This window comes from Rhizobium sp. AN73 (genome assembly GCF_030757975.1).
GTDB classification, from domain to species: domain Bacteria; phylum Pseudomonadota; class Alphaproteobacteria; order Rhizobiales; family Rhizobiaceae; genus Agrobacterium; species Agrobacterium arsenijevicii.
This window is the reverse complement of sequence record NZ_JARWME010000002.1, coordinates 928,722-953,362: the sequence shown is the minus strand read 5'-3', so window position 1 is coordinate 953,362 and position 24,641 is coordinate 928,722. Positions and strand designations below refer to the sequence as shown.

21 protein-coding genes, 1 pseudogene and 1 riboswitch are annotated in these 24,641 nt (G+C 60.1%); of the genes and pseudogenes, 9 read left to right on the top strand and 13 right to left on the bottom strand.

The annotated features are described in order from the left end of the window. Positions 1–146 precede the first annotated feature (146 nt). The gene (locus RBH10_RS14650) at positions 147–335 is read left to right on the top strand and encodes a hypothetical protein (RefSeq protein ID WP_003515469.1); all 189 of its coding nucleotides are present in this window, start codon (positions 147–149) and stop codon (positions 333–335) included. A 146-nt stretch (positions 336–481) separates the two neighbouring features. On the opposite strand, the gene RBH10_RS14645 is transcribed toward RBH10_RS14650, so the two are convergent. Together RBH10_RS14645 and RBH10_RS14640 are read right to left on the bottom strand one after the other, a co-directional pair. After that, positions 482–733 carry a hypothetical protein gene (locus RBH10_RS14645; RefSeq protein ID WP_045020161.1) on the bottom strand — a complete coding sequence of 84 codons (252 nt, stop codon included), beginning with the start codon at positions 731–733 and terminating at the stop codon, positions 482–484. Positions 734–885: 152 nt separating this feature from the next. Further along, the gene (locus RBH10_RS14640) at positions 886–1,044 is read right to left on the bottom strand and encodes a hypothetical protein (RefSeq protein WP_281036716.1); all 159 of its coding nucleotides are present in this window, start codon (positions 1,042–1,044) and stop codon (positions 886–888) included. Positions 1,045–1,403: 359 nt separating this feature from the next. On the opposite strand from RBH10_RS14640, the gene RBH10_RS14635 reads away from it, so the two are divergent. After that, a complete protein-coding gene (locus RBH10_RS14635) occupies positions 1,404–1,838 on the top strand; it encodes a PACE efflux transporter (protein WP_281036717.1) in 435 nt (144 codons plus the stop codon). Positions 1,839–1,871: 33 nt separating this feature from the next. Here RBH10_RS14635 and RBH10_RS14630 read toward each other — a convergent pair whose 3' ends face one another. From RBH10_RS14630 to RBH10_RS14610, 5 genes are all read right to left on the bottom strand, one after another. After that, positions 1,872–2,840: a dienelactone hydrolase family protein gene (locus RBH10_RS14630; RefSeq protein WP_281036718.1), complete on the bottom strand. Its 969-nt coding sequence runs from the start codon at positions 2,838–2,840 to the stop codon at positions 1,872–1,874. 205 nt (positions 2,841–3,045) lie between these two features. Further along, entirely contained in the window at positions 3,046–3,651 is a 606-nt protein-coding gene (locus RBH10_RS14625) for an ABC-type transport auxiliary lipoprotein family protein (protein WP_045020164.1), read from the bottom strand. 15 nt (positions 3,652–3,666) lie between these two features. Continuing rightward, positions 3,667–5,037: an MlaD family protein gene (locus tag RBH10_RS14620; RefSeq protein ID WP_045020167.1), complete on the bottom strand. Its 1,371-nt coding sequence runs from the start codon at positions 5,035–5,037 to the stop codon at positions 3,667–3,669. An 8-nt stretch (positions 5,038–5,045) separates the two neighbouring features. After that, positions 5,046–5,882 carry an ABC transporter ATP-binding protein gene (locus RBH10_RS14615; protein WP_306180682.1) on the bottom strand — a complete coding sequence of 279 codons (837 nt, stop codon included), beginning with the start codon at positions 5,880–5,882 and terminating at the stop codon, positions 5,046–5,048. A gap of 10 nt (positions 5,883–5,892) precedes the next feature. Continuing rightward, a complete protein-coding gene (locus RBH10_RS14610; protein WP_281036720.1) occupies positions 5,893–7,053 on the bottom strand; it encodes an ABC transporter permease in 1,161 nt (386 codons plus the stop codon). A 143-nt stretch (positions 7,054–7,196) separates the two neighbouring features. Here RBH10_RS14610 and dgcA point away from each other — a divergent pair, with 143 nt between their 5' ends. Further along, positions 7,197–8,180 carry an N-acetyl-D-Glu racemase DgcA gene (gene dgcA, locus RBH10_RS14605; RefSeq protein WP_281036721.1) on the top strand — a complete coding sequence of 328 codons (984 nt, stop codon included), beginning with the start codon at positions 7,197–7,199 and terminating at the stop codon, positions 8,178–8,180. 297 nt (positions 8,181–8,477) lie between these two features. Here dgcA and RBH10_RS14600 read toward each other — a convergent pair whose 3' ends face one another. After that, a complete protein-coding gene (locus RBH10_RS14600) occupies positions 8,478–9,314 on the bottom strand; it encodes a UDP-2,3-diacylglucosamine diphosphatase (RefSeq protein ID WP_281036722.1) in 837 nt (278 codons plus the stop codon). Between the two features lie 229 nt (positions 9,315–9,543). On the opposite strand from RBH10_RS14600, the pseudogene RBH10_RS14595 reads away from it, so the two are divergent. Further along, a pseudogene (locus RBH10_RS14595) lies at positions 9,544–11,857 on the top strand (NADP-dependent malic enzyme). A 139-nt stretch (positions 11,858–11,996) separates the two neighbouring features. Next, entirely contained in the window at positions 11,997–13,097 is a 1,101-nt protein-coding gene (locus RBH10_RS14590; protein WP_281036723.1) for a DUF2865 domain-containing protein, read from the top strand. A 227-nt stretch (positions 13,098–13,324) separates the two neighbouring features. On the opposite strand, the gene bluB is transcribed toward RBH10_RS14590, so the two are convergent. Both bluB and RBH10_RS14580 read right to left on the bottom strand, forming a co-directional pair. Next, positions 13,325–14,041 (bottom strand): 5,6-dimethylbenzimidazole synthase, encoded by a 717-nt coding sequence (gene bluB, locus RBH10_RS14585; RefSeq protein WP_281036724.1) that lies wholly within the window; start codon positions 14,039–14,041, stop codon positions 13,325–13,327. A 97-nt stretch (positions 14,042–14,138) separates the two neighbouring features. Next, positions 14,139–14,324, bottom strand: a riboswitch (cobalamin riboswitch). Between the two features lie 208 nt (positions 14,325–14,532). Next, positions 14,533–15,363 carry a TolB family protein gene (locus RBH10_RS14580; RefSeq protein WP_281036725.1) on the bottom strand — a complete coding sequence of 277 codons (831 nt, stop codon included), beginning with the start codon at positions 15,361–15,363 and terminating at the stop codon, positions 14,533–14,535. A gap of 187 nt (positions 15,364–15,550) precedes the next feature. On the opposite strand from RBH10_RS14580, the gene RBH10_RS14575 reads away from it, so the two are divergent. Beyond that, entirely contained in the window at positions 15,551–15,928 is a 378-nt protein-coding gene (locus RBH10_RS14575) for a VOC family protein (protein WP_281036726.1), read from the top strand. A 198-nt stretch (positions 15,929–16,126) separates the two neighbouring features. Here the strand turns inward: RBH10_RS14575 and RBH10_RS14570 are convergent, their stop codons facing one another. Then, entirely contained in the window at positions 16,127–17,806 is a 1,680-nt protein-coding gene (locus RBH10_RS14570) for an NAD+ synthase (protein ID WP_306180681.1), read from the bottom strand. A gap of 251 nt (positions 17,807–18,057) precedes the next feature. On the opposite strand from RBH10_RS14570, the gene RBH10_RS14565 reads away from it, so the two are divergent. The 3 genes from RBH10_RS14565 (at position 18,058) to sthA (ending at position 22,793) form a co-directional block, all read left to right on the top strand. After that, a complete protein-coding gene (locus tag RBH10_RS14565) occupies positions 18,058–19,998 on the top strand; it encodes an LTA synthase family protein (protein ID WP_306180680.1) in 1,941 nt (646 codons plus the stop codon). A gap of 111 nt (positions 19,999–20,109) precedes the next feature. Next, positions 20,110–20,643: a DUF1003 domain-containing protein gene (locus RBH10_RS14560; RefSeq protein ID WP_281036729.1), complete on the top strand. Its 534-nt coding sequence runs from the start codon at positions 20,110–20,112 to the stop codon at positions 20,641–20,643. Between the two features lie 746 nt (positions 20,644–21,389). Further along, positions 21,390–22,793, top strand: a complete 1,404-nt coding sequence (gene sthA / locus RBH10_RS14555) for a Si-specific NAD(P)(+) transhydrogenase (protein ID WP_045024776.1) — start codon at positions 21,390–21,392, stop codon at positions 22,791–22,793. Between the two features lie 332 nt (positions 22,794–23,125). Here sthA and RBH10_RS14550 read toward each other — a convergent pair whose 3' ends face one another. Both RBH10_RS14550 and RBH10_RS14545 read right to left on the bottom strand, forming a co-directional pair. Continuing rightward, entirely contained in the window at positions 23,126–23,776 is a 651-nt protein-coding gene (locus RBH10_RS14550; RefSeq protein WP_281036731.1) for a hypothetical protein, read from the bottom strand. Positions 23,777–24,032: 256 nt separating this feature from the next. Next, positions 24,033–24,572: an AAA family ATPase gene (locus RBH10_RS14545; RefSeq protein WP_281036732.1), complete on the bottom strand. Its 540-nt coding sequence runs from the start codon at positions 24,570–24,572 to the stop codon at positions 24,033–24,035. Positions 24,573–24,641: the final 69 nt, after the last annotated feature.

The following is a 24,641-nucleotide window of genomic DNA, read 5'->3' as shown; positions in this document are numbered from 1 at the left end:
TGCGCGCCACATTGCTCTCCTAGATTGATCGCGCGCCTCACCGGTCGTCCCTGAGGCATTTCGGCTGCCCTGGCGGCAACGCTGCCATAGTGTTGACATACACAACTAATAATGAGAACATAAAGTGAACATTATGGAGGTCAGCGATGAACGCAGCAGACGCAACCATAGAAAATGCCCTGTCCGTGGTCGCCCGGTCCCGCGATATGCGTGAGCGCGCACTTGAGCGGCGACGGGAATTGCAGCGACGAACGGAAGTCATCATCGCCCGGCCGCTCTACGTGCTGAAAAAGAACGAAGGGCCAAAGCAATTGTCGCTGAAACTCGACAGCTAGTTTCTGACAGGAAGCCTGCGGGAACGGGTGACAAGCGGCGGATCGCGAGAGCGAAGATCACTGGTCCGAGCTATTCGCCAAAAGCAAAATCCCGTGCGGATCACCTCGCGCACGGGATTTTCAGAATGAAGAGATCATTGTCTTGTCTATTGCATGCGTTGCATTGCGGCTTCGGGTTCGCCGGTCGTCGCAACCGTTGCCGCCGGAAGGCGATCGGTCTTTTTCAGGATGACGATAGGCTTCTCCACCGGATCCGTCGGCGGAACGATGCTTGCGGTTTTGAATTCACGGTCGACAGCAGGAACGGAAGCGTTGATCCTTTCATGACCCATGCATTCCGCGAACGCTGCACTGGCGGAAAAACCAAGGACAGCGGCGATAATGAGAACTGATTTCATGTCATTCTCCCTTCGCTTTCGTGGTGATCTCCCAGAATAGGGGGAGACGGTCCGGATTGAAAATCACACTTTAGAGATATCTAAAGTTGTCGATCATTGCGGCAGTCGTCGTCATCGGTGGGCAATGGCGCGATGTTTCAGGCGTATCGCCGTTATTTTTTCCGCACATCCAGCGGATTTTGGCAAAGAGGCCTGCGGAATATCATCGCCACATAACTTCCCTTGAGGGAAATGAGGCTTGGCTTGTAAGTCGTTGCCTTTGCCGCGTTGGCGGCGTTTATCGTTCTTGCGTCAGAGGAATTATGCTGCATGGCACGCCTCCTTCCATAAGCGATAACGAAAAAACACCGTACTTGTTCCCGAAGCGGTTCCTGTGGCCCGAGGGAGGGCAAGGCGCCGCCGCGTGTTTATTCTCCCCGCCGGGGAGAGCGTGGCCCGAAGGGTCCGATTAGGGGAACCCTCACCGAATATCGCGGCCTTACTCCCTCAACCCGCTGCCGCGACCTTCTCTCCGGCGGGGAGAAGGCGACACGCCTCACCCTCCCGGCACCTATCCAGTACCCACGCTTGAAATTTTCGCCCGAAACCTCTATATGACGGGGCGAGAGGACGACCTCGGCCATTTTGGCGACAGCATGCGGGACGGCCCGGTCACATACCGGAGAATAAATTGCGTTCCCTGCCCGATCGTATCCGCCACGCTCTCAGCTTCGAAATCATCGGCCTTATGCTTATCGTGCCGCTGGGCGCATTCGTATTTCACATGCCCATGGAAGACATCGGCATAGTCGGCCTCGTCAGCGCCACGCTCGCGACCGCCTGGAACTATCTCTACAATCTCGGCTTCGACCATGCCATGCAGCGCCTGAAAGGCACGACGCTGAAGACGCCCGCCATCCGGGTCGCACATGCCCTGCTGTTCGAACTGGGCCTGCTGATCGTGCTGATGCCCTTCATCGCCTGGTATCTCAACATCAGCCTTGCCCAGGCGCTGGTGATGGATATCTCGTTTGCGCTGTTCTACGTGGTCTATGCCTTTGTGTTCAACTGGGGCTACGACCGGCTTTTCCCGCTGCCCGAATGGCAATCGCAGGACGCCGTCTGACCGACGGCGGCCCCGGCACATGACGGCTGCGTTTCAGCGCAGCGAAGCCTTGAAAAAGCGGATGACTTCGCCGTTCAATCGCCGATGGAACTCGGTCCGGTCAAACCCCGGAACATCGCCGCATATCTGGGGCAAGGCTTTTTCCATCTCGGCAGGGCAAGGCGTTATGAACGAAAAATGCCCTGCCCCATTCACCGTCTGATAGTCCGGCTTTACCGGAAGATCGTCGCGCAGCCCTAAAATATCCTCCGGCATAACACCGTCGCCGCCGCGCTCCGAACTCCAGAGCTGGACGGGGATCTTGATATTTCGCAGATCATCCGGCCCCGGAAAGGCATTCAAGGGGTCTGCGACGACCACAGCCTTCACCCGCGCATCGTGAACCCGATCCTCAGGCGCAGCGGTTCTTTCCAGCATCTGCGCACAGACCGCCGCTTGCCCGTCCGGGCACGGCAATCTGGTGTTTGGAAAATCTGGAACGCCACCGGCGAGCACCAGTGCCGTATAACCACCGCGCGAAAATCCGAAGACCCCGATGCGCCCGGCATCGATGAAACGGGCATCGCTCCAATTTGCCAGCATATGGTCGAGCAGGCGGACGATATCGGCCGGTCTTTCGGTCAGCGCGGAAAGCTCGCCTGCCCGCTTCATATCAATGGCATTGTCGCCGGGATGATTGATTGCTGCGACAATGAAACCGGCATCGGCCAGCGCCGCCGCCGTATCCCGGTGGCTGAAATAGGTGCCGCCGAAACCGTGGGAGATAATGACGAGCGGATATTGCCCGTCAACAATAGGGCAGTCACGCACCGCAGGCAGAACGAAGGGACCGATACGGGTCTCCACTGGTGCAGCCGCGCAGGGCGACCAGACCGCCGCCCTTAAGGAAGCCTCGCCGCCAGTGGATGGAACCTCGATCAACCGAAGACCGGCTGCCAAAACGGTGCCCGTCCCGGACAGCGCAGAAACAAGCAAAAGGCAAAGCAACACCAGAAATCGCATGACGGACTCGCGGATCGAACACATTGAGCACAAGACCGTTATCAACCGGCCTCGTCAGGAACTTAGGGCAATCTCGTGTAGCGGCAATGACCGTCGTGAAGGTTTGGAGTGTTTTCGCTTTTCCTAGAGTCGCAAAAACACTCTAACTCTTTGTTTTGTCGTATTTCCGGGCAGAAAATCCGAGTCCATTTTTCCTTGGAATGCTCTAAAGCGACTTCAGCGTCCAGGCCACGATGTCACGGGTGGCGGCGGCGAAGGCCTGGTCCAGCGCCTTCACGAAATTGGCGTTGCCGGAACCGCTGACGCGGGCGCTGGCACGGAACACTTCCTGCGCCTTCACCGAGCCGTTGCGGTCGTTCAGAAGCTTCACCGACATTTCGATATTGGCGATGTTCTTGCTCGTATCCACCTCGAAGGCGCGGATATCGGTCACGACCTGATAATCGATCGCCAGCCCCTGCCCCGGACGGCCGACGCCACCGAGCTTGCCGGTATCCTCGAAGGCTTCCACGAGCTTGGATTGCACCATGCGCGGCAGGCGGTCGCTCCATTGCGAATTGCCAAGATATTGCACTTCAGAGCCGGAAAGGCGCACCACGATGTTTTCGCTGTCCAGCGCCTTCAGCGCCGTCGGATCGGCGATCAGCAATTGCCGGCTTTTGAGCGAAGGCCCGTGCGTCACGGTCGCCGAAGACACGGAGAGATCGAACGTGTCGTTCGAAGGGGTTCCCGCGCAGCTCGCCATCGCAACAGCAAGCAGCGGCGCCAGAAGCAGGGCACGGCGCCTTTGGCCGTTCATCAGTCGTGTCATAGGCCCATACCCCTTTTAACGTCTTGTTCTGCCGTCATATTGTTTCACGGTGTCGCCGCCGAAAATCAACCGCTGCGGATCGCGGTCAAGATTGGTGATGGCATTGTTTAGATTGTCGACCGTCTGCCGCGTGCTGCCGATCAGCGCCTGGAAATCCTTCAGGCCCGAACCGGAGAAGCGGGTGAGATTGTCGGCAATCGGCCCGATCCGGGCATTGAGATTGTCGGCCACGGCCTTGAACGAAACCAAAGTCTCCCGCGCCTTGGCAAACAGCGAATTGGCATCGTCGGTTCCAAGCATGGTGTCGACCTTGACGAGAATGCCGTCGACACGGCTGGAGGCGAGGTTCAGCTTGCGGCCCATGTCGGTGAAGTCGGAAACCGCCTGGTCGATATCGGCGCGGCGGGCGCCGACGTCGTCGGCGATCCGCTTGAAGTTCGCCACCGCATCGCGCGCATCGGCGGTCGCTGCGGAAACATCGTTGACCACGGTGCCGACCTTGGCGGGATCGACGGAGGCCAGAAGCTCATCCGCGCGCTTCACCACGGTCTGCACCTGCGTGCTCGCCGCCTCGAAATTGCGCGTCGTGCTCTGCACCGTCTCCATGATGCCCTGGATATCGCTGGAAGCGGAAGCAACGTCCTTCGTCACCTTGTCGACATTCGACAGGATGGAATCGATCTTGCCGGCATCCACCGCCTTCACCAGATCCTCGATCGCAGTCAGTGTACCGTCGAGGCGCACCGAAACCGATTGCACGGTGGTGGAAAGCGAGCTGAGGCTGGCGATGAAGCTCTTGATGCCGTCGGAATTGGCGGCCAGCGCATCGGAGAATTTCTCGGCATTGCGCACCGTCTGCGTCAGCGGCCCACGGGCATCCTGCACGAAACCCTGCAATTCGCCGATGGCGCCATCGGCGCGTTTCAGGATCTTGTCGGCAGTGGCGAGAAGGTTGGTGACGCTGGAAAGATCGGCCGTCAGCTCGGCCGGAACGCCGCTCTCGACGGCTTTCTGCAGGATACGCTCGTCAGCCTTGTTGCCGCCGGAAAGCTCGATATAGGCAGCGCCCGTCAGGCCCTGGATTTCAAGCACGGCGCGCGTGGAAGGGAACACCGGCGCATCTGCCTGTACCTCGGTAAAGGCGATGGAATAGGCCGGATCGTCGCGGTCGATGGCAAGGCCGCGCACCGTACCAACAGGAATGCCGTTGAAGCGCACCGGAGAACCGACGGACAGGCCGTTTGCGGAGCCGGGAATACGCACCACGAGCTGCGCTGTTGGACCACCACGGCCGAATTCCGCCATCCAGTAGACGAAGCCGAATGCGGCGGCGATCACGATCAGCGTGAAAATTCCGACTATGGTGTAGTTCGCCTTGGTTTCCATGCTTCTCGTTACTCCACCGGATTTTCGTGTCTGCCGTCCGGAAGAACAACAGAGCGCGCCCGTTTGCCGCGGAAATAGGACTGCACCCACGGGTCGTCACAGGCAAACATGTCCTGCAGCGTCCCTTCCACCAGCACCTTCTTCTGCCCGAGAACCGCAATACGGTCGCAGACGGAGAACAGGCTGTCGAGGTCGTGCGTCACCATATACACGGTCAGGCCGAGCGGATCGCGCAAGCGCGAAATCAGCATATCAAATTCCGCAGCCCCGATGGGATCGAGACCGGATGTCGGCTCGTCGAGGAAGACGAGATCGGGATCGAGCGACAGCGCCCGGGCAAGGGCAGCGCGCTTGATCATGCCGCCTGACAGTTCCGACGGGTATTTATCGCCCGCATCCGGCTTCAGGCCCACCATCTCGATCTTCAGATAGGCAAGCTCGTCCATCAGCTTTTTCGGCAGGTCCAGATATTCCCGCATCGGCAACTGGATGTTTTCCTTCACCGTCAGGCCGGAAAACAGGGCACCCTGCTGGAAAAGCACGCCAAGGCGCGTGTCGAGCATCACCCGCTCCTCCTCGCTCGCCTTGTCGTAATCCGTGCCGAGAATGCGGATCGCACCCGCCTGCCGCGGCAGAAGCCTCAGAACGGTGCGCATCAAAACCGACTTGCCGGAGCCGGAAGGGCCGATAAAGCCCAGAATTTCGCCGCGATAGACATCGAGGTTGAGATTTTCGAGCACATTCGTGCCGTTGAAACCAACGGTCACGCCCTCGACGGAAAGCACCACCTCGCGGCCGTCTTTTGCGGTTTTGGTCTGCTGCTGTGTCTGGTCCAGTGTTTCCAACGCGCCCTCCCTAGAAATCGATGGCTGCGTAGAAGATGGCGAAAAGGCCATCCACCAGAATGACGACGAAGATCGATTTGACCACCGACGACGTGACGTGTTTGCCGAGCGATTCCGCCGAACCGCCCACTTTCATGCCTTCAACCGCGGCAACGATGCCGATGATGAGCGCCATGAACGGCGCCTTGATCATGCCGGCGGCGATGGTCGATTCCTCGACCGCACCATGCAGGCGCGACAGGAACACCTCAAAGGTGATGCCGGAATAGAGAAGCGTGACGATGGCCGCGCCGAAAAGTGCGGCGAAATTGGCAAGGATGGTCAGAAGCGGCAGCGCGATCGTCAGCGCGACAAGACGCGGAAACACCAGCACGCCGACGGGGTTGAGACCGATCACCTTCAGCGCGTCGATCTCCTCGCGCATCTTCATCGAGCCGATTTCCGCCGTGATCGCGCTGCCGGAGCGGCCGGCAATCATGATTGCGGTCAGGAGAACGCCGATTTCGCGCAATTGCAGAATGCCGACCAGATCGACGACGAATACTTCCGCGCCGAAATAACGCAACTGGAAAGCGCCCTGCTGGGCGATGATGGCGCCGATCAGAAACGACATCAGCATGATGATCGGCACGGCGCGCACGCCCATATGGTCGATCTGGTTGACGATGGCCGCCGGCGACACGCCGCGTCCGCGCCCGAGCTTCATCTGCGCGCCGCGCACCGCGGAGCCGAGAATATACATGCCCGCCAGAAAATCCGCGCCGTTCTGGACGACGGCCTGACCGACCGGCGCGAAGATGCGCTCGACAAGTCCCACCTTGGCGGCAGGTTCGCCCTCCATCGTCGCCTTGTCCGGCAATTGGCCGATCAGATCCTCGATGCGCTTGTTGCCGGTGAGCGTGACGGTTACGCCATTCGCCTCCAGGTCGCCGCGCAATCGCTGGATGACCCACGCGCCTGTCGTATCGATTGCCTCGACGGATGAAAGATCGATCTCGACAGGACCGGTGGCCCTGCTTTTCTCGATCTTTTCGAGGCTTGCAAAAATGCCGGAAAGATTGCTGTTGCGCCAGGAACCGGACATGACATACCGCTGGCCGCCGCCGGAGACGGCGCCGTCTTCGGTGATTGCGGCCGGGTTCGCCTGTTGCCGTGTGTCCTGATCTTGCATAATGCTCCGAGCGAGTGCAGCCGTCACGAGATTCTTAAGGGTTTCATAACGTTTCGGTCTTCGGCAAGCCACAGTGACGGCCGACAATTCGTGATAAATTTGGCGTCATGTGTCGTTTGTCGCCCAATCGGAAGTGAAAAAACATGCCCCGTTACCTTCAAGCCACAACAGAACGCTTTCCCGTCGCCGGCAGCTTCACCATCTCACGCGGCACCCGCACGCATGCGGATGTCGTAACGTGCACCATCCACGATGGTTCCTTCGCCGGCATTGGCGAATGTGTGCCCTATTCGCGTTATGGCGAGAGCATCGAAGGCGTCGTTGCCGATATCGAGGCGATGGCTGAGCGGATCGCCGCCGGCCTGACGCGGCAGGAATTGCAGCAGGTGATGAAGCCCGGCGCCGCCCGCAATGCGGTGGATTGCGCGCTCTGGGATCTGGAAGCCAAAATGAGCGGCAAAAGCGCTGCTGAACATATTTTCGGACAGGCGGCAAAACCGCTCGTCACCGCCTACACCATCTCGCTTGCCGATCCCGAAACCATGGCCGCCAAAACGGCGGAAAACGCCGCACGCCCGCTGCTGAAGATCAAGACCGGAACGACGGATGACGAGGCAAGCCTGCGGGCCGTGCGCGCCGCAGCCCCTGAGGCACACATCATCATCGACGCCAATGAAGGCTGGAACGACGACAATATCGAATATTATCTGAAGCTTGCGGCGGAGCTGAACATCGCGCTTATCGAACAGCCGCTGCCCGCCGACAAGGACGCCATTCTCGCACGCATCGACCATCCGGTCCCGATCTGCGCCGATGAAAGCGTACATTCCACCAAGGACTTGGCAGGCCTGCGTGACCGCTACGATGCGATCAACATCAAGCTCGACAAGACCGGCGGCCTGACGGAAGCGCTTGTCATGAAGGCGGAGGGAGAACGGCTCGGCTTCACCATCATGGTCGGCTGCATGCTCGGCACCTCGCTCGGCATGGCCCCCGCCGTGCTCGCCGCCCAGGATGCGGCCTTTTCCGATCTCGACGGCCCGCTGATTCTGATGCAGGACCGGCAACCCGGCCTCGTTTACGAGGGTTCGCTGGTTTATCCGCCGCGGCCGGAATTGTGGGGGTAAAAGCCGTCGTTCGGGTTTCGCGCAGAATTGGGGACACCGTGGCTGTATTCGCACCATCTCTCAAGTGTCTGGCAACGAAGTCGCTGAGAAAGGTCTAAAACCTCGCCCCGTCATGCCGGGCATGACCCGGCATCCAGCCACGGCGCGTCTGCGCCGTGAGAAGAGTCTTACGCGATCAAAGACTCGATCGCGCTGGATCCCGGCTCAAGGCCGGGATGACGGCGTGCGGATAATGCCGCCTCACCAGACGCGTCGTTGCATGAAGGCTTGCCATCCGCACCGGCCAGCCAACCCCAATCAGGCCGCGTGCTTGCCGATCAGCCCCGGAATGTCCACCGGTTCCATCTCATCCGATGTGCGCTCGGAGGCGTCGCTTGTCTGCATCCAGGTGATCAGCTCGAAAGTGCCATCGGCATTTTCGGCAATCGCCGTGCAGCTTTCCACCCAGTCGCCGGTGTTGATGTAACGGATGCCGTCCATGTCTTCCATGACAGCATGGTGAATGTGACCACAGATCACGCCGTCGACATTGTTGCGTCGTGCCTCTTCGGCAACCACGCGCTGGAATTCGCCGATGAAGTTGACGGCGTGCTTGACCTGCAGCTTGGCCCAGGCCGAGAACGACCAGTAAGGCAGGCCGATGCGGCGGCGCACGGCGGCAATGGCGATGTTGATCGCAATCGCCGCGTCATAGGCCCAGTCACCGAGATAGGCGAGAAGGCGGGCATTGCGCACCACCACGTCGAACTCGTCGCCATGGATGACCAGATATTTCTTGCCGTCGCCCGCCTCGTGGATCATGCGCTCGGCCACTTCGATGCCGCCGAAATGCATGCCGGGAAACTCGCGCAGGAACTCGTCGTGGTTGCCTGGAATGTAAACGATGCGCGTTCCCTTGCGGGCCTTGCGCAACAGCTTCTGCACCACGTCGTTGCAGCCCTGCGGCCAGTACCAGCTGCGGCGCAGGCGCCAGCCGTCGATGATGTCGCCGACCAGAATGATCGTCTCGGCTTCGTGATGTTTCAGAAAATCGAGCAGGAAATCCGTCTTGGCCGCCTTGGAACCGAGATGGACATCCGAAATGAAAAGCGTTCTGAACTGTCTGGTTTCAATTTGACCGGCCACGGATTTCATCCCCCTGTTCGGTTGCGTCCCTGCGGCTTTCTTCCCTCTCAGAACCAGACTCGTGTTGCAGCAACATGACAATGGCCCGTTTTTATACGGAATATGACTGATGGCATCACGAAAACGCGAATAAGCCATGCCCGCATTTGCATAAGGAGGCGGCAAATAACGGCTGTACCATGGGAAAGTTTGTTGTATTCAGAGGGCCGGAATTGAACCAGACATGACGGTGGAAGACATGACCTCTCACGATAAGAACAACACGCCCGCCAACACGGCAAAGGCCGACATCGAGGAACAGGCGCTCTTTTTCCACCGCTACCCGCGCCCCGGCAAGCTGGAAATCCAGGCCACCAAGCCGCTCGGCAACCAGCGCGACCTGGCGCTTGCCTATTCACCCGGCGTCGCCGCCCCTGCCTCGCCATCCATGAAAATCCGGAAATGGCGGCGGAGTATACCGCCCGCGCCAATCTCGTCGCGGTCATTTCCAACGGCACGGCGGTGCTCGGACTCGGCAATATCGGCCCGCTCGCATCCAAGCCTGTCATGGAAGGCAAGGCCGTCCTCTTCAAGAAATTCGCCGGCATCGACGTTTTCGACATCGAGATCGACGCGCCCGGTATCAACGACATGGTCTCCACCATCGCCGCGCTGGAACCCACCTTCGGCGGCATCAACCTTGAGGACATCAAGGCGCCGGAATGTTTCGAGGTGGAACGCCAGCTGCGCGAGAAGATGAACATCCCCGTCTTCCACGACGACCAGCACGGCACGGCGATCATCGTCGCCGCCGCCGTTACCAATGCTTTGGAACTGGCCGGAAAATCGCTTTCGAGCGTCAAGATCGTTGCCTCCGGCGCCGGTGCGGCAGCCCTTGCCTGCCTCAACCTGCTCGTCGCCATGGGCGCAAACAAGGACAACATCTGGGTCCACGATATCGAGGGTCTCGTTTATGAGGGCCGTAACACGCTGATGGACGAGTGGAAGGAAGTCTACGCCCAGAAGACCGACAAGCGGGTTCTGGCCGACTCGATCGACGGCGCCGATGTCTTCCTCGGCCTTTCGGCGGCGGGCGTGCTGAAGCCGGAACTGCTGGAGCGCATGGCGGAAAATCCGCTGATCCTCGCTCTCGCCAACCCCAATCCGGAAATCATGCCGGAGGCGGCCCGCGCAGCGCGTCCGGATGCGATGATCTGCACCGGCCGTTCGGATTTCCCGAACCAGGTCAACAACGTTCTCTGCTTCCCCTATATTTTCCGCGGCGCGCTGGATTGCGGCGCAACCACCATCAACGAGGAAATGAAGATGGCCGCCGTGCAGGCCATCGCCGAGCTTGCCCGCGAGGAAGTCTCCGAAGTCGCCGCCAAGGCCTATAGCGGCGAGACGCCGATCTTCGGCCCGAACTACCTCATTCCCTCACCTTTCGATCCGCGCCTCATCCTGCGCATCGCGCCGGCTGTCGCCCGTGCCGCAGCGGCAAGCGGCGTCGCCGCCCGGCCGATCACCGATTTCGAAGCCTATTTCGACCAGCTGAACCGTTTCGTCTGGCGTTCCGGCTTCATCATGAAGCCGGTCTTCAATGCCGCCAAGGCGGCCGAAAAGAAGCGCATCATCTTTGCCGAAGGCGAAGACGAGCGCGTGCTGCGCGCCGCCCAGGTGCTGCTGGAAGAAGGCACCGGCATCCCGATCCTCATCGGCCGTCCGCAGATCATCGAAACGCGCCTGAAGCGCTTCGGCCTGCGCATCCGCCCGCATACGGATTTCGCCGTGGTCAACCCGGAAGACGATCCGCGTTACCGCGACTATGTCGATGATTATTTCGCCCTCGTCGGCCGCGCCGGCATCAACCCGGAAGCCGCCCGCACCATCGTGCGCACCAACTCCACGGTGATCGGCGCCCTTGCGGTGAAGCGCGATGAAGCGGATGCGCTGATCTGCGGCCTCGAAGGCCGTTATGACCGGCACTTGCGCGACGTGAACCAGATCATCGGCAAGCAGGAAGGCGTGCGCTCGTTTGCGGGTCTCAGCCTGCTCATCACCCAGCAGGGCGCGCTGTTCCTCACCGACACCTTCGTCAACAACGATCCGACCTCCGAGGAAGTGGCGGAAATGGCCATTCTCGCGGCCAAGGAAATCCGCCGCTTCGGCATCACGCCGAAGATCGCACTCGCCAGCCATTCCAACTTCGGCTCGCGCGATTCGAAAGCGCCCGCAAAATGCGCCGCGCCCTGAAGATCGTGCAGGCGGCGGCACCGGAACTGGAAGTGGATGGCGAAATGCAGGGCGGCTCCGCACTTTCGGAAGCGCTGCGCAAGCGTGCGATGCCGAACAGCGTGCTGACCGGTGAGGCAAACCTTCTGGTTTTCCCGAACCTCGATGCCGCCAACATCACGCTCGGCGTCACCCGCACGCTGACGGAAGGTCTGCATGTCGGCCCGATCCTGCTCGGCAGCGCCCTGCCCGCCCATATCCTGTCGCCCAGCGTCACCTCGCGCGGCGTCGTCAACATGGCGGCATTTGCCGTCGTGCAGGCATCGCACCCTTCGGTGTGATGTTGCCGGCGTATTAACGCAGTTTTGAACATGCTGTTGCCGCATTGCGGCAACAGCTTATGTTATCTTCCTGAAACATGGATTTCCCGAAGCATAACACCCTCGCCCTGACGCGCGGGATATCGAACGGATCGAACAATTGACCCGGCGCCGCAGCCGCATCATCGGCTTTCTGCTTCCCCTTGTTTTTGTCGCGCCGGCCGCCGCTTTCGCGGACGAGGTCTGCGATACACTCTATGCGCAATTGCGCGAGCCGCCGCGTGTCATCGGCAACACGGCCGAGGTGCGGCGTTACGCCAACGCGCTCACCCGCCAGAACATCGAAATCCGCAAAATCAGGAACGATTTGCGCCGCTACGGCTGCTCATCGGCAAGCGTCACCGTTTATGGCAACCCCAATGCCGATCTCTGCGCGCAGATCAGCGACGCGATGGCGGATGCGCAGAGCGAACGCGACGCCATCATCCGTGACCGTGACGATGCGATGGCGGCCCAGAGCAGCGATGATGGTGACATCCGGCGCCAGCGCATCCTCGCCGCCCTCGATGCCAATGGTTGCGCCGCCATGCCGGACGCAGATACGCAAGTGCCGCCGGCCTCCAACGTGACCCGTTATCCCGAAGCCTTCGGCCAACCGGGCAATCCACAGGGACAGGCAGGGCTTTCGCCCTACCCCAATGCAGCAGCTGAAGGTGGGCTGAGAACGCTGTGCGTACGTACCTGCGATGGCTCGTTTTTCCCCATTGCCTCCAACGCATCACCACTCGATTTCCGCGCCCAGGCAGAACAATGCCAGAAGATGTGCCCCGGCACGGAGACGGAGCTTTATTTCCACTCCATGGCGGATCAGGAAACGGCCGACATGATCTCGGCCGAAACCGGAAAACCCTACAAGGACCTGCCGACCGCCTTTGCCTATAAGAACGCCTCGACAAAAGCGCCGAACTGCGCCTGCAACATGGCCGCTTATCACGAGGAGATGAAGGAGCAGGAGAGCGCCCGGCCGGAAGGTGGAAAACCCTATTCCAGCATCACGACCATTCCGTCACCACAGGGTGACAAGACTGACAAACCCGCTGAGCAGCAGGCCGCAAAGCCGCCGGAACAACCGGTTCCCGAACGCGACTACGACCCGAACAACAGCAACGTCCGCGTCATTGGCCCGAAATTCCTGCCCGACCAGACAGGCCGGATCGACCTGAAGAACCCGGCGCTGAAGGGCATACAGCCGCAGCAATAACGGCGCGGGTGTGCACCCGTTACGAAGCGAGTGAGCACGAAGCTCCCTCATGGTTTGATGGCAAGGTTGGAAAATCTCTCCTTCGTCATGCTCGGGCCTGTCCCGAGCATCTGCAACCTATCGTTTTTTATGACATGTTGGCAGATCCTCGGGACAAGCCCGAGGATGACGTCGAGTATGGATGGAGGTGTGAGCCGTCTAAGGAGCAGGGTTACCCTCCGCGCGCCTTACCGCCCGCCCCAGCGATTGCGAAACACCAGCTCCTCCAGCGGCACCCGCTGCCGCCAGCCCTTCACCGCCAGTTCCGGTTCGGTGTAAAGCGCATCGACGCGGCCGAGGCACAACCATGCGACGATTTCGATGTGGTCGGGAATATCGAGAATGGCGCGAATGTCGCTGTCGTGGAAAATGCTGACCCAGCCGACGCCTATGCCTTCGGCGCGCGCCGCAAGCCAGAGATTCTGGATGGCGCAGACGGTGGAATAGACATCCGTGCGTGGATTGTGGGTGCGGCCCAGCACCACCTTGCCACCGCGTGTCGGGTCGCAGGTGACGCAGATGCTGAGCGGCGCCTTGCGGATGCCCTCCAGCTTCAGGCTGCGATAAAGTGCCTGCTGCTCCCCCTCGAACATCGCCGCCGCCTCGCCATTGGCACGGGCGAACGCAACCCAGGCCGCCTGCCTGACGGCACCATCCGTGATGAGCGTGAAATTCCACGGCTGCATGAAACCGACGGAAGGCGCGGAATGCGCCGCCTTCAGCAAACGCTCGACCACATCGTCCGGCAATGGATCGGGCAGGAACTGGTCGCGCACATCGCGGCGGGTTTCGATGACACGGTAGATCGCCTCGCGCTCCTCCTCGGAAAACGGGCGAGCGGGCGAAAGCGCATAATCGAACGCATTGGCATCGAGTGAACTGGTCGCGAGCGGATCGGTCGGCATCGTCTATCCCCAACAATGCTGGCGCGCCGCCACGAAAACCGGCTCCGGTTTCCGCCTGCACGACACGCTTCTTCAACAACCTGCCGCCGTCCACGCGGGCCAGTCTATCCTGTCAGGCCGGTCTTCTGACTCGGCATCATCCGCCCGCTTTCGCCTTCCCGAATTGCTTCAGTGGCATCAGAAAAAGGGCATCCGCCTCACAGCGCTGGGCACGTTCCGGTTTCGCACCGGATTCCCGATTCTCCCGCCGCAAATGGCGGGCACCTGACGCAAGAACCTATGGGCAAGAAAGCTTGCGAATACAAGCATATTGCAGAGCGATGCGGCAATGTGACCATGGCGAGCCCCCTCCACCTCCGTCATTCCGGCCTTGAGCGGAAATCCAGCCAGCCCAAGTCCTTGGGCTGAAAAGAATCCTTTCGCCGCGCAGACGCGCGTCGGCTGGATGCCGGATCAAGTCCGGCATGACGGAAGCAGCACTCCTTATCACATCACTCCACGGGGAAATAACGCACATAGGCGAACTCGTCACCATCGGGTGACCAGTTGGGCGAGTTCATCGTTCCCTGCCCGCCAAACAGCTCGAACAGCGTTTCGACATTGCCGCCATCCAGGTCCATCAACCGCACGCGTACATCAAGATCGCGCGGATGGTCGAAGACATCGGCGTCATAGGAGACGAACACCACCTTGTCCCCCTTGGGAGACGGATGCGGGAACCAGTCGCCATAGGCACTGTCGGTGATGCGCTCGACGGCCGAGCCATCCACCCGCACGCGCCAGATCTGCATCAGGCCGGTGCGGCTGGAATTGAAATAGATCCACCCGCCATCCGGCGAATAATCCGGCCCGTCATTGCGGCCCTCACCACGGGTAAGGCGCGTCTCAACACCGCTGTCTATGTCCATGGAATAGATATCGAAAACCTGATCGCGAATGCCGCAATAGGTGAAACTTTTCCCGTCCGGCGACCAACCGTGCCAGTAGGAAGGAAGGTTCTTCGTCATCAGCCGCGGCGTGCCGCCCGTGGACGGTAAAAGATAGATGGCGCTCTTGCCGAACTCCACCTTGTCGGAAATGGCATACAGCGAACCATCAGGCGAAATGCCGTGGTCGTTGTTGCAGATCGTAGCAAAGCCGGTATCGACCTTCTCCGGCGAAGTATCACCGGCAAGAGACAACCGATAGAGCAGCCCTTCAGCGTTCAACAGCAGATATTTTCCGTCCGGCGACCAGTTCGGCGCCTCGAACAGCGCAGGCGTCTGCCAGATCACCCGCATCTGTCGGGTGCGGATGTTGAAGATTTCGATGGAACTGCGCATGCTGCCTCCCCGGCCTGTCGATAGTCTGGATCGGGACGTGACGCAGATATTCCATTTGCATCCACCGCCGCCGTGATTATGATCCTATTGCCGCAGGCACCGTCCTGCAAATTCAAATCGGAAAAAACAGCAGCGTTCCGGCACCGCCCGCGCCCCTGCCCGTTTCTCCCAGATCCGAGGTTCCGCGATGAATAACATCGCCGATCACGGCATCCGGTTCGGCCGGATCGCCGCAATGCTTCCTGTCAAGAATATCGAAAAAGCCCGTGATTTTTATGTCGGTGTGCTCGGCTTCGAAAAGACCTTCGAAAACGGCAATCCCGTCGGTTTCATGATCCTGAAACAGGGCAACGCCGAGCTGCACCTGACATTGCAGCCCACGCACAAGCCGGCGCCCTTCAATGTGGCGCATATGCTGGTCAGCGACGTCGACGCGCTGCACGCGCTTTGCAAGAGCCACGGGCTACGCATCATCAAGGGCCTGCAGGACAAGGATTACGGCCTGCGTGCCTTCGTTTTCGAAGACCCGGATGGCAACCGCATCGATGTGGGGCAGGTTATTTGAGACGAGGAAGCGGCGCGGCGCGTCCCCGCCATTGATGGGGACGCCAAGAGGCTCCTCACACGCGACGTCATCCTCGGGCTTGACCCGAGGATCCACCGTTTCAACCGCGTATGGATCCTCGCCTCAAGGGCGAGGATGACGGAGAAAAAGAATTAATCTCGCCTTCCAAAGGCGAGACCCCTTCGCGCCACCCTTCGACTACCTGTCCCGAAACCGGTTGGTGATCGGGTAACGGCGGTCGCGGCCGAAGTTCTTCTTGGTGATCTTCACGCCGGGTGCGGATTGGCGGCGCTTGTATTCGGCGAGATAGAGCAGATGCTCGATCCGGTGCACCGTCGCCACATCATGGCCACGTGCAAGGATTTCCTCGACGGACATTTCCTTTTCCACCAGGCACTCCAGAATGTCGTCCAGCACCGGATAGGGCGGCAGCAGATCCTGGTCGGTCTGGTTGGGACGCAATTCGGCAGACGGCGCCTTGGAGATGATATTGGCGGGGATCACCTCGCCGGAAGGCCCGAGAGCGCCCGGCGGCACATGGCCGTTGCGCCATCTGGAAATGGCGTAGACCTGCATCTTGTAGAGGTCCTTGATGGGGTTGAAGCCGCCATTCATGTCGCCGTAGAGCGTGGCATAACCCACCGACATTTCCGACTTGTTGCCGGTTGTCACCACCATCGAGCCGAACTTGTTGGAAACGGCCATGAGGATGGTGCCGCGTGCGCGGCTTTGCAGGTTTTCTTCGGTGATGCCCTCTTCCGTGCCCTCGAAAAGCTCTGACAGCGCCGACATGAAACCGTCCACCGGCTCGGCAATCGGCACGATATCGTAACGGCAGCCGAGAGCTCTCGCGCAATCGGCGGCGTCCTTCAACGAATCCTCGGAGGTGTAACGATAGGGCAGCATGATGCAACGCACCCGCTCCTCGCCCAGCGCGTCTACCGCAAGTGCGGCGCAGATCGCCGAATCGATGCCGCCGGACAGGCCGAGAACGACGCTCTTGAAGCCATTCTTGTTGACGTAATCGCGAAAGCCCAGCATGCAGGCGCGGTAATCCGCTTCCTCACCATCAGGAATTTTCGAGAACGGTCCGCTTTCGCAGCGCCAGCCTTTTTCCGTGCGTTTCCAGTCGGTGACAGCAAGTGTCGCCTCGAACTGGCTCATCTGGAAGGCGAGCGACTTGTCGGTGTTGAAGGCGAAGCTCGCGCCGTCAAATACCAGCTCATCCTGTCCGCCAAGCTGGTTGGCGAAGACCAGCGGCAGGCCGCTTTCGATAACCTGTCTGAGCGCCACCTGATGGCGCACATCCAGCTTGCCGCGATAATAAGGCGAACCGTTCGGCACCAGCAGGATTTCCGCCCCGCTTTCGGCCAGCGTTTCGCACACGCCCATATCGTTCCAGATTTCCTCGCAGATCGGAATGCCGATCCTGATGCCACGGAAATTATAGGGACCGGAGATCGATCCTTCGGCGAAAACGCGTTTTTCGTCGAACTCGCCATAGTTCGGCAGGTCGATCTTGTCGCGCAGCGCAATGATCTTGCCGCCATCCAGAAGCGCCACCGAATTGTGCCGGCCCGCCTCACCCTGACGCGGAAAACCGATGACAATGCCGGGTCCACCATCGGCGGTCTCCGCAGCCAGTTCTTCCACCGCCTTCAGGCAGGCCTTCAGAAAAGCCGGCTTCAGCACCAGATCCTCAGGCGGATAGCCGGATATGAAAAGCTCGGTCAGAAGCAAGAGATCGGCGCCCTGCGTTGCCGCATCTGCCCGTGCCTCGCGCGCCTTGGCGAGATTGCCCGCCACGTCGCCAACTGTCGGATTGAACTGCCCGACGGCAATTCTGAGATGGTTTTTGATGTCGTGTCTGTCGCTCATGACTTTTCAATACCGCGCCCGTGGCCGCTCCGCAACGCGGCAATTGCATGCCGCGCCGCCTCGGCTCATTCAAGCCGGAAGGGACGCGTTCAAACCGTGGTTGGCGTTCACACGAAGGTTATCGCCGCGCCTGTCAGATTCCGCAAAGTTCATGTCGCGTTCATCGCGCTTATGTGACAGTTACATGACAGTTTTGCGACGCCCCGATTCACCCTCCCGAATTGCGCGGCGCCGCCTCGCAATACCGGAGTATGAGTTTGAGACATTCGGCGCCAAAAACAACGGCTTCCGAGAAGGATGAGTTTGCCTTTTCGCCTGCATGGACGCGGAGCCTTTCCAAGCTTTCGGGCACGGCCTACACGCTCGCCAATCTGACGTTGTCGTCGGTCGTACTGGTCGTGGCGCTGGAATGGATCGCCCGCGGCTCTCTGGGTGATGTCGGTGCTTTCCTCACCTCGTCTGCCCGCCCCGGCGTGACCACCATTGCCGCCGTCCTGCTCATTCTCGTGGCGCTGGACTCAATCCTCGGCCGTCGTTACCTGTCGCTCATTGCCGTTGTGCCGCTCTGCGCGCTGACGGGGCTGATTTCCGCCCAGAAACAGACCTATCTCTCCGATCCGCTTTATCCCTCCGACCTGCTGTTCGGCCGGCAGATCCTCGAGCTTTTGCCGACCATGCTCAAAGCCCAGCCGCTGACGGCGGTGCTGGTCGGTCTTGGCCTTTTCATGACTATTGCGACTGTCGTCGCCCTCTGGCTGCTGGCGCGGCGCCACTCGCCGGTGTTGCGCTGGCGTGAACGCGCCGCAGGTCTTGCGCTGGCACTACCGCTTCTGGCCGGCCTCGCCTCGCTGATGGATTATTCAAATTACTCGTGGGTTCGAGATCGCCTCAACATCATTCCCATGATGTGGGATCAGCAGGAGAATTACCGCCACAACGGTTTCCTGCTGGCCTTCACCTTCAACATTCCGATGGCGAATGTCTCCGCACCTCAGGGCTACGGCCAAAACATCATTGCCGACCTGACATCGGAACCCGCCGCCTTCGCCGCCAACAAGGGTGACTATCCCGACATCATCATGTTGATGAGCGGATCGCTGTGGGATCCGACGCGGCTCGAAAACGTGAAGCTCTCCGCCGATCCGATGCCGACCATCCGCGCCAAACAGTCCGGCAATGTGTTCTCGCCGGAATTCGGCGGCATGACGGCGAATGTGGAATTTGAGGCGCTGACCGGTTTTTCCAACGCCTTCCTGCCCTATGGCAGCATTCCCTACCAGCAATATATCCGCCGCCCGGTGCCCTCGCTTGCCAGCTTCTTCCGCGGCGAAGGGTATTCGGCCATCGCCATGCATCCGTTTCAGGAATGGTTCTGGAACCGCAAGGAGGTCTACAGGAATTTCGGCTTTGAGGAATTCCGCTCGGAAGAGACATTGCCGCCGATGGAAAAGCGCGGCAACTTCGCCTCCGACGACGCGCTGATAGACGAAATCATGGCAACGACCGAGCAGGCGCGCAACCCGCTCTTCCTCTTCGCCGTCACCCTGCAGGGACACGGGCCTTACGAGGCAGGCCGTTATGCCAGCGACACCATCGGCGTGGAAGGCGATCTTTCGCCTTCGGCATCGCAGGCGCTCGCAACCTATTCGCAGGGCGTGGTGGAGGCTGACGACGCCCTTCTGAAACTGATGCGCTGGGCAAAGAAGCGCGACCGCGAAACCATCATCGTCCTCTTCGGCGATCACCTGCCGCCGCTTGGCCAGACCTTCGTCGAAAGCGGCTACATGCCGGGCATGGTGGCCAGCCGCCGCGCACCGCTGAAGGTGATGAAAAAGGAACACGAGACGCCGCTCGTCGTCTGGTCCTCGAAGAAGGGTGTGCGCAAGAATATCGGCACCATCAGCCCCGCACTTCTGCCCTATCACGTGCTGAAGACAGCCGGATTCTCCGACCCATTCTACACGGGAACACTTGGCGAGGTTCAGCAGGCGTTTTCCGTCATCGACCGGCATATGCTGGTGGCAACGAACGGCAAGGCCCTGCCCGACTGGTCGATTGCCCCGAATTCCATTCCCGACGTGGTGCGCGACTACCGCCTGCTGCAATTCGACATGATGTTCGGCAAGCAATATGGCCGCGAGCGCTTCTTCCCCGGCTTCAACTGGCTGAACGAGGCCGCACCCTCCGCCTGATGCTTCGCAACGCCTGAACCACATGGCGGTGAAAATCGTTTGAATTTCACCGCCATGCGGGTTTATCTCGATAAAGGCCCGCACAGAACCATCAGCAACCGGAGACATACCGTGTCTGATATTTCCGACTATATCGTTTCGCATTTCAAGCGCTCCTCCCGCGAAATCGGCGAGGTGGAGCAGCGTATTCTGGAACTGGCGCAACAGAAAAAACTGATCTCCAGCGACATCAATGCCGAGTTTTCCGCCGGCGCGAGCCTTGGCGACCGTTTCGCCGACAACATCGCAAAGGTCGGCGGCTCCTGGGGGTTCATCCTCAGCTTCTGCTTTTTCCTGGTGGTCTGGGCCATCGTCAACACCATCGTTCTGACCACCGGCGCCTTCGACCCCTACCCGTTCATCTTCCTCAATCTTCTGCTCTCCATGCTGGCGGCCATACAGGCGCCGATCATCATGATGTCGCAGAACCGGCAGGCCGCCCGCGACCGTTTCGAGGCCGCCAAGGATTATGAGGTGAACCTGAAAGCCGAGCTTGAGGTGCTGTCGCTGCATGAAAAGATCGATGTGAAGGTGCTGGCCGAACTGGCTGCACTGCGCCAGGATCTCGCCAGCCTTCACCGCCACGTCACCCGCAAAGAAGACTGAAGCGGGAAACTCCATCCCCGCTTTTCCCCGCCCCGTTGCGCGCTGTTATCTTGAACGCAGTCCTGCCGGGTGGATGCCAGACGTGGCAAAAACCGAAGGACGGTTCTGATGGGGACGGTGGCGCGTTCGTGACGACAGAACCATCTCGCAAAGTGCGGTGCACGGCCTTTGCGAGATACGGCACTCTGGAAAGGCCCGGCTGCGCAACGCATCCGAACTACACCAACCTCAACTAAAGCGCCGCCGGGCAATCGCCCGACGCCCTCTCCATCCATCCCCCCGCCCGGCAGCGCCGTGCGGGATGAAGCTGTTGGGTTTTTAGAGCATGGTGGACGGGCGCGCGTGGGGCTTACCCCCTCTGCCCTGCCGGGCATCTCCCCCACAAGGAGGGAGATCGGCAAGAGGCGCTACCACCGCTTCACGCGCAAGCTTCGAGATGGGCGAGACCTTGCCGCATATCGATCTCCCCCCTTGTGGGGGAGATGCCCGGCAGGGCAGAGGGGGTGGCCCCAAGCGCCTTAAGTCCACTGCGAATGGACAAACTGCTGAAAGTTCACACACAGTTACAGATCCGTCAGATTATTGCGCTACAGATTGACGCAGGCGTTTGTTGCATTGCACTCTTGCGGGCAAGGCTGACAAGGGAATCACTTCCCCTCGTCAAAATGGCATCACGACCATTTCGCGGCAGCGCCACACCGGATGCAACATCCGGTTATCGCAATGCATTCTGTTCCGGGGTTTTCATGTACCAGTACGATCTGATTGTTATCGGCAGCGGTCCGGCGGGAAGACGAGCCGCCATCCAGGCCGCCAAGCTCGAAAAGAGGGTTCTGGTCATCGAGAAGGGCAGCCGCGTCGGCGGCGTTTCCGTGCACACCGGCACCATTCCTTCCAAGACATTGCGCGAAACGGCGCTCAATCTCACCGGCTGGCGCGAGCGTGGCTTTTACGGCCGCGCCTACCGCGTCAAGCAGGAGATCGACGCCGACGATCTACGCCGTCGCCTGCTCATCACGCTCGACCACGAGGTTGAGGTGCTGGAACACCAGTTCGCCCGCAACCGCGTACAGCACGTTCGCGGCACGGCAAGCTTTGTCGATGCCAACACCATGAAGGTGGTGAAGAGCGACGGCGAAATCATGAACGTCACCGGCGCTTCCATACTTCTCGCCATTGGCACACGGCCCTACCGGCCGCCGCATATTCCCTTCGATGGCGAAGCGGTGCTCGATTCGGACGAGATCCTCGAGATCAAGGAACTGCCGCGCTCCATGGTCGTCGTTGGCGCAGGCGTCATCGGCATCGAATATGCCACGATCTTCAGCGCGCTGGACACACAGGTGACGGTGGTGGAACCGCGCGAGACCATGCTGGAATTCATCGACAAGGAAATCGTCGAGGACTTCGCCTATCAGCTGCGCGACCGCAACATGAAGCTGATCTTCGGACAGAAGGCGGAAAAGGTGGAACGCGACGAAAGCGGCAAATGCCTCGTTTCGCTCAGCAACGGACGTGTCCTGAAAGCCGAGACCGTGCTGTTTGCCGCCGGCCGCGTCGGCGCGACTGATACGCTCAACCTTTCGGCCTGCGGGCTGGAAGCCGACAGCCGTGGCCGCCTGAAGGTCGACCCCGAGACCTTCCAGACAACGGTGCCGAACATCTACGCCGCCGGCGACATCATCGGTTTCCCGAGCCTTGCCTCCACCTCCATGGAACAGGGCCGCATCGCCGCACGTCACGCCGTCGGCGCGCCGGCCGGCGAACCACCACAGTTCTTCCCCTACGGCATCTACGCCGTGCCGGAAATCTCCACCTGCGGCCTGACGGAAGAGGAAGTCACCGAACGCGCCATTCCCTATGAATGCGGCATCGCCCATTTCCGCGAAACCTCACGCGGCCATATCATGGGCCTCGACAGCGGGTTGTTGAAGATGATCTTCTCGTTGAAGACCCGCCGCCTGCTCGGCGTCCACATCGTCGGTGAAGGCGCCACCGAACTGGTGCATATCGGCCAGGCCGTGCTGAACCTGAAAGGCACGGTGGAATATTTCGTCGAGAACACCTTCAACTACCCGACCCTTGCCGAAGCCTACAAGATCGCGGGGCTGGATGCCTGGAACCGCATGGGTGAGTTGAAGAAGGATTGACGTTAGCTGTTACGGGTGGAGGAGATGGCGACGATGCCAAGCGATTGCTTGTGGCAAACTCGTAGCATCCCCACCCCGTCACCCCGGACTTGATCCGGGGTCCAGTGCGATCAAGTCCTTGATCGCGAGAGACTTTCTTTCACGGCGCAGACGCGCCGTGACTGGATGCCGGATCAAGTCCAGCATGACGGAGGAGAGGCTTTCCGCTCCGACACTTCACCGTGCAAACTAGACCGCCGACGGATACAAAAACCTCTCCGTTGTCACCCTCGGGCTTGACCCGAGAATGACGACGATCTTTTTGCAGTCCCGACGTAGACCGAACAACCAACTCACCATCGAATACTATACCGCGCACTCACTCCGGGCCGGAACTGATCGGCATACCCCTGATCGAGCGTTCCGCGCACCGTCAGGTGATCGCCGATCTTCTGCTCCACTGCCACGCCGCTGCTGAATTCGTTGAAGCTGTTGCGGCTTGCGCCCGTCAGCACGAAGGCGGTGCCGGTTTCCGCGCGGGAAAGACGCAGCGACTGCGAAACGTCGAGGCCGTTCCATTGCTGCGCCGTGCCATCATAACGCACGGTGAAATTGCGGTTCGCTTCGATATCCAGTTCCGGCGTGACGATACGTTTCTGCCGCGTGGTCATGGAAACGCTGCTCGAACCCGTCAATGCGTTGAACAGGACCCCGACATCGCGGGCAAGCGAGACACCCGGCAATTGCTCCGCCAGAAGTGTGACATTGCCCCACAACCGTACCGGCGTATCCACCAACTGACCGGTCTTCGAGGCACTCATACCCATTTCCAGCCCCGCCCTGATCGGCGTGTCGACCGGCAGCTTCGCGCCGATGCGCGCCGTATAGGAACGATCGGAATTCTTCACCGGCTTCCAGATCAGCTCGGCCTCATCTGCATGGGCGGCAGTACCAAGCGCGGTGAACAGAGAAAACAACAGGGCAGAGCCCGTTCGTGGCGACATATCTTGTCCCCTGGCAAATTAAGGGCGCACCGGGAGAACCCGGCAAGCACGGTAAAAGCGGAGGCCAATAGTTTTTGGCAGCGATGACAGCCGCGCGACGGCGGCCCCTATTTCCTGCACGGCCGCATCAGGCGGCCGAGGCAAATCATGCTGCGCAGGGTGCCAGATGAACGGGAGATGAACAAGAGCAGATGCAGCAAAAAATCATGCTGCACCGCATTGTGATCAAAACGAAGGTTACGGAACGCGACGGCTGCTATTTGTCTACGGCCGGGCCGACACAACGGGCCAAAACATCATCCACCACCGCGCCTAGAGGCCTCGATGTGTCAACAACAGTTGCATTGACGGGAAGGTCTTCTTTCGTCGCATGCAGTTGCAGGACAAATTGCCGTTCGGCCGCGTTTCCGCCAAACTCGTCCTCTGGCCGCTCCGCGAGCCGCCTCTGCAATGTGACTGAATCGACGTCCAGAACGAAGACGTCATCGAACACATCGATGAAACGGTGAAAATTTCTCGAACCGCCACAGAAGAAGGTCACCGGGTAACTTTGATCCGCCGCAAGCAAATGAACTTTTCCGACATTCCAAAGATGGTGCCGATGATGGAAAGCCGCGTCCAGATTGTCCGGTAAATACAGGCTGAGATCGAGCGGCTCGCCGGTTTCAGGATCACCTTTGTATGCCAGTTCACGGTCGCCATGAATGACGTGGTAGCCGCGCCGCTGCAGTTCGGTGGCAACCGAAGTCTTGCCGGCTCCAGAGACGCCCTCGATCAAATAGTTTCTGACGCCCATGGCACTCCCGTTCGACATTTCCCAGGTTCGTGTGGCGATGTTACCAATGCCTTCTCACCCGGCGGCCAC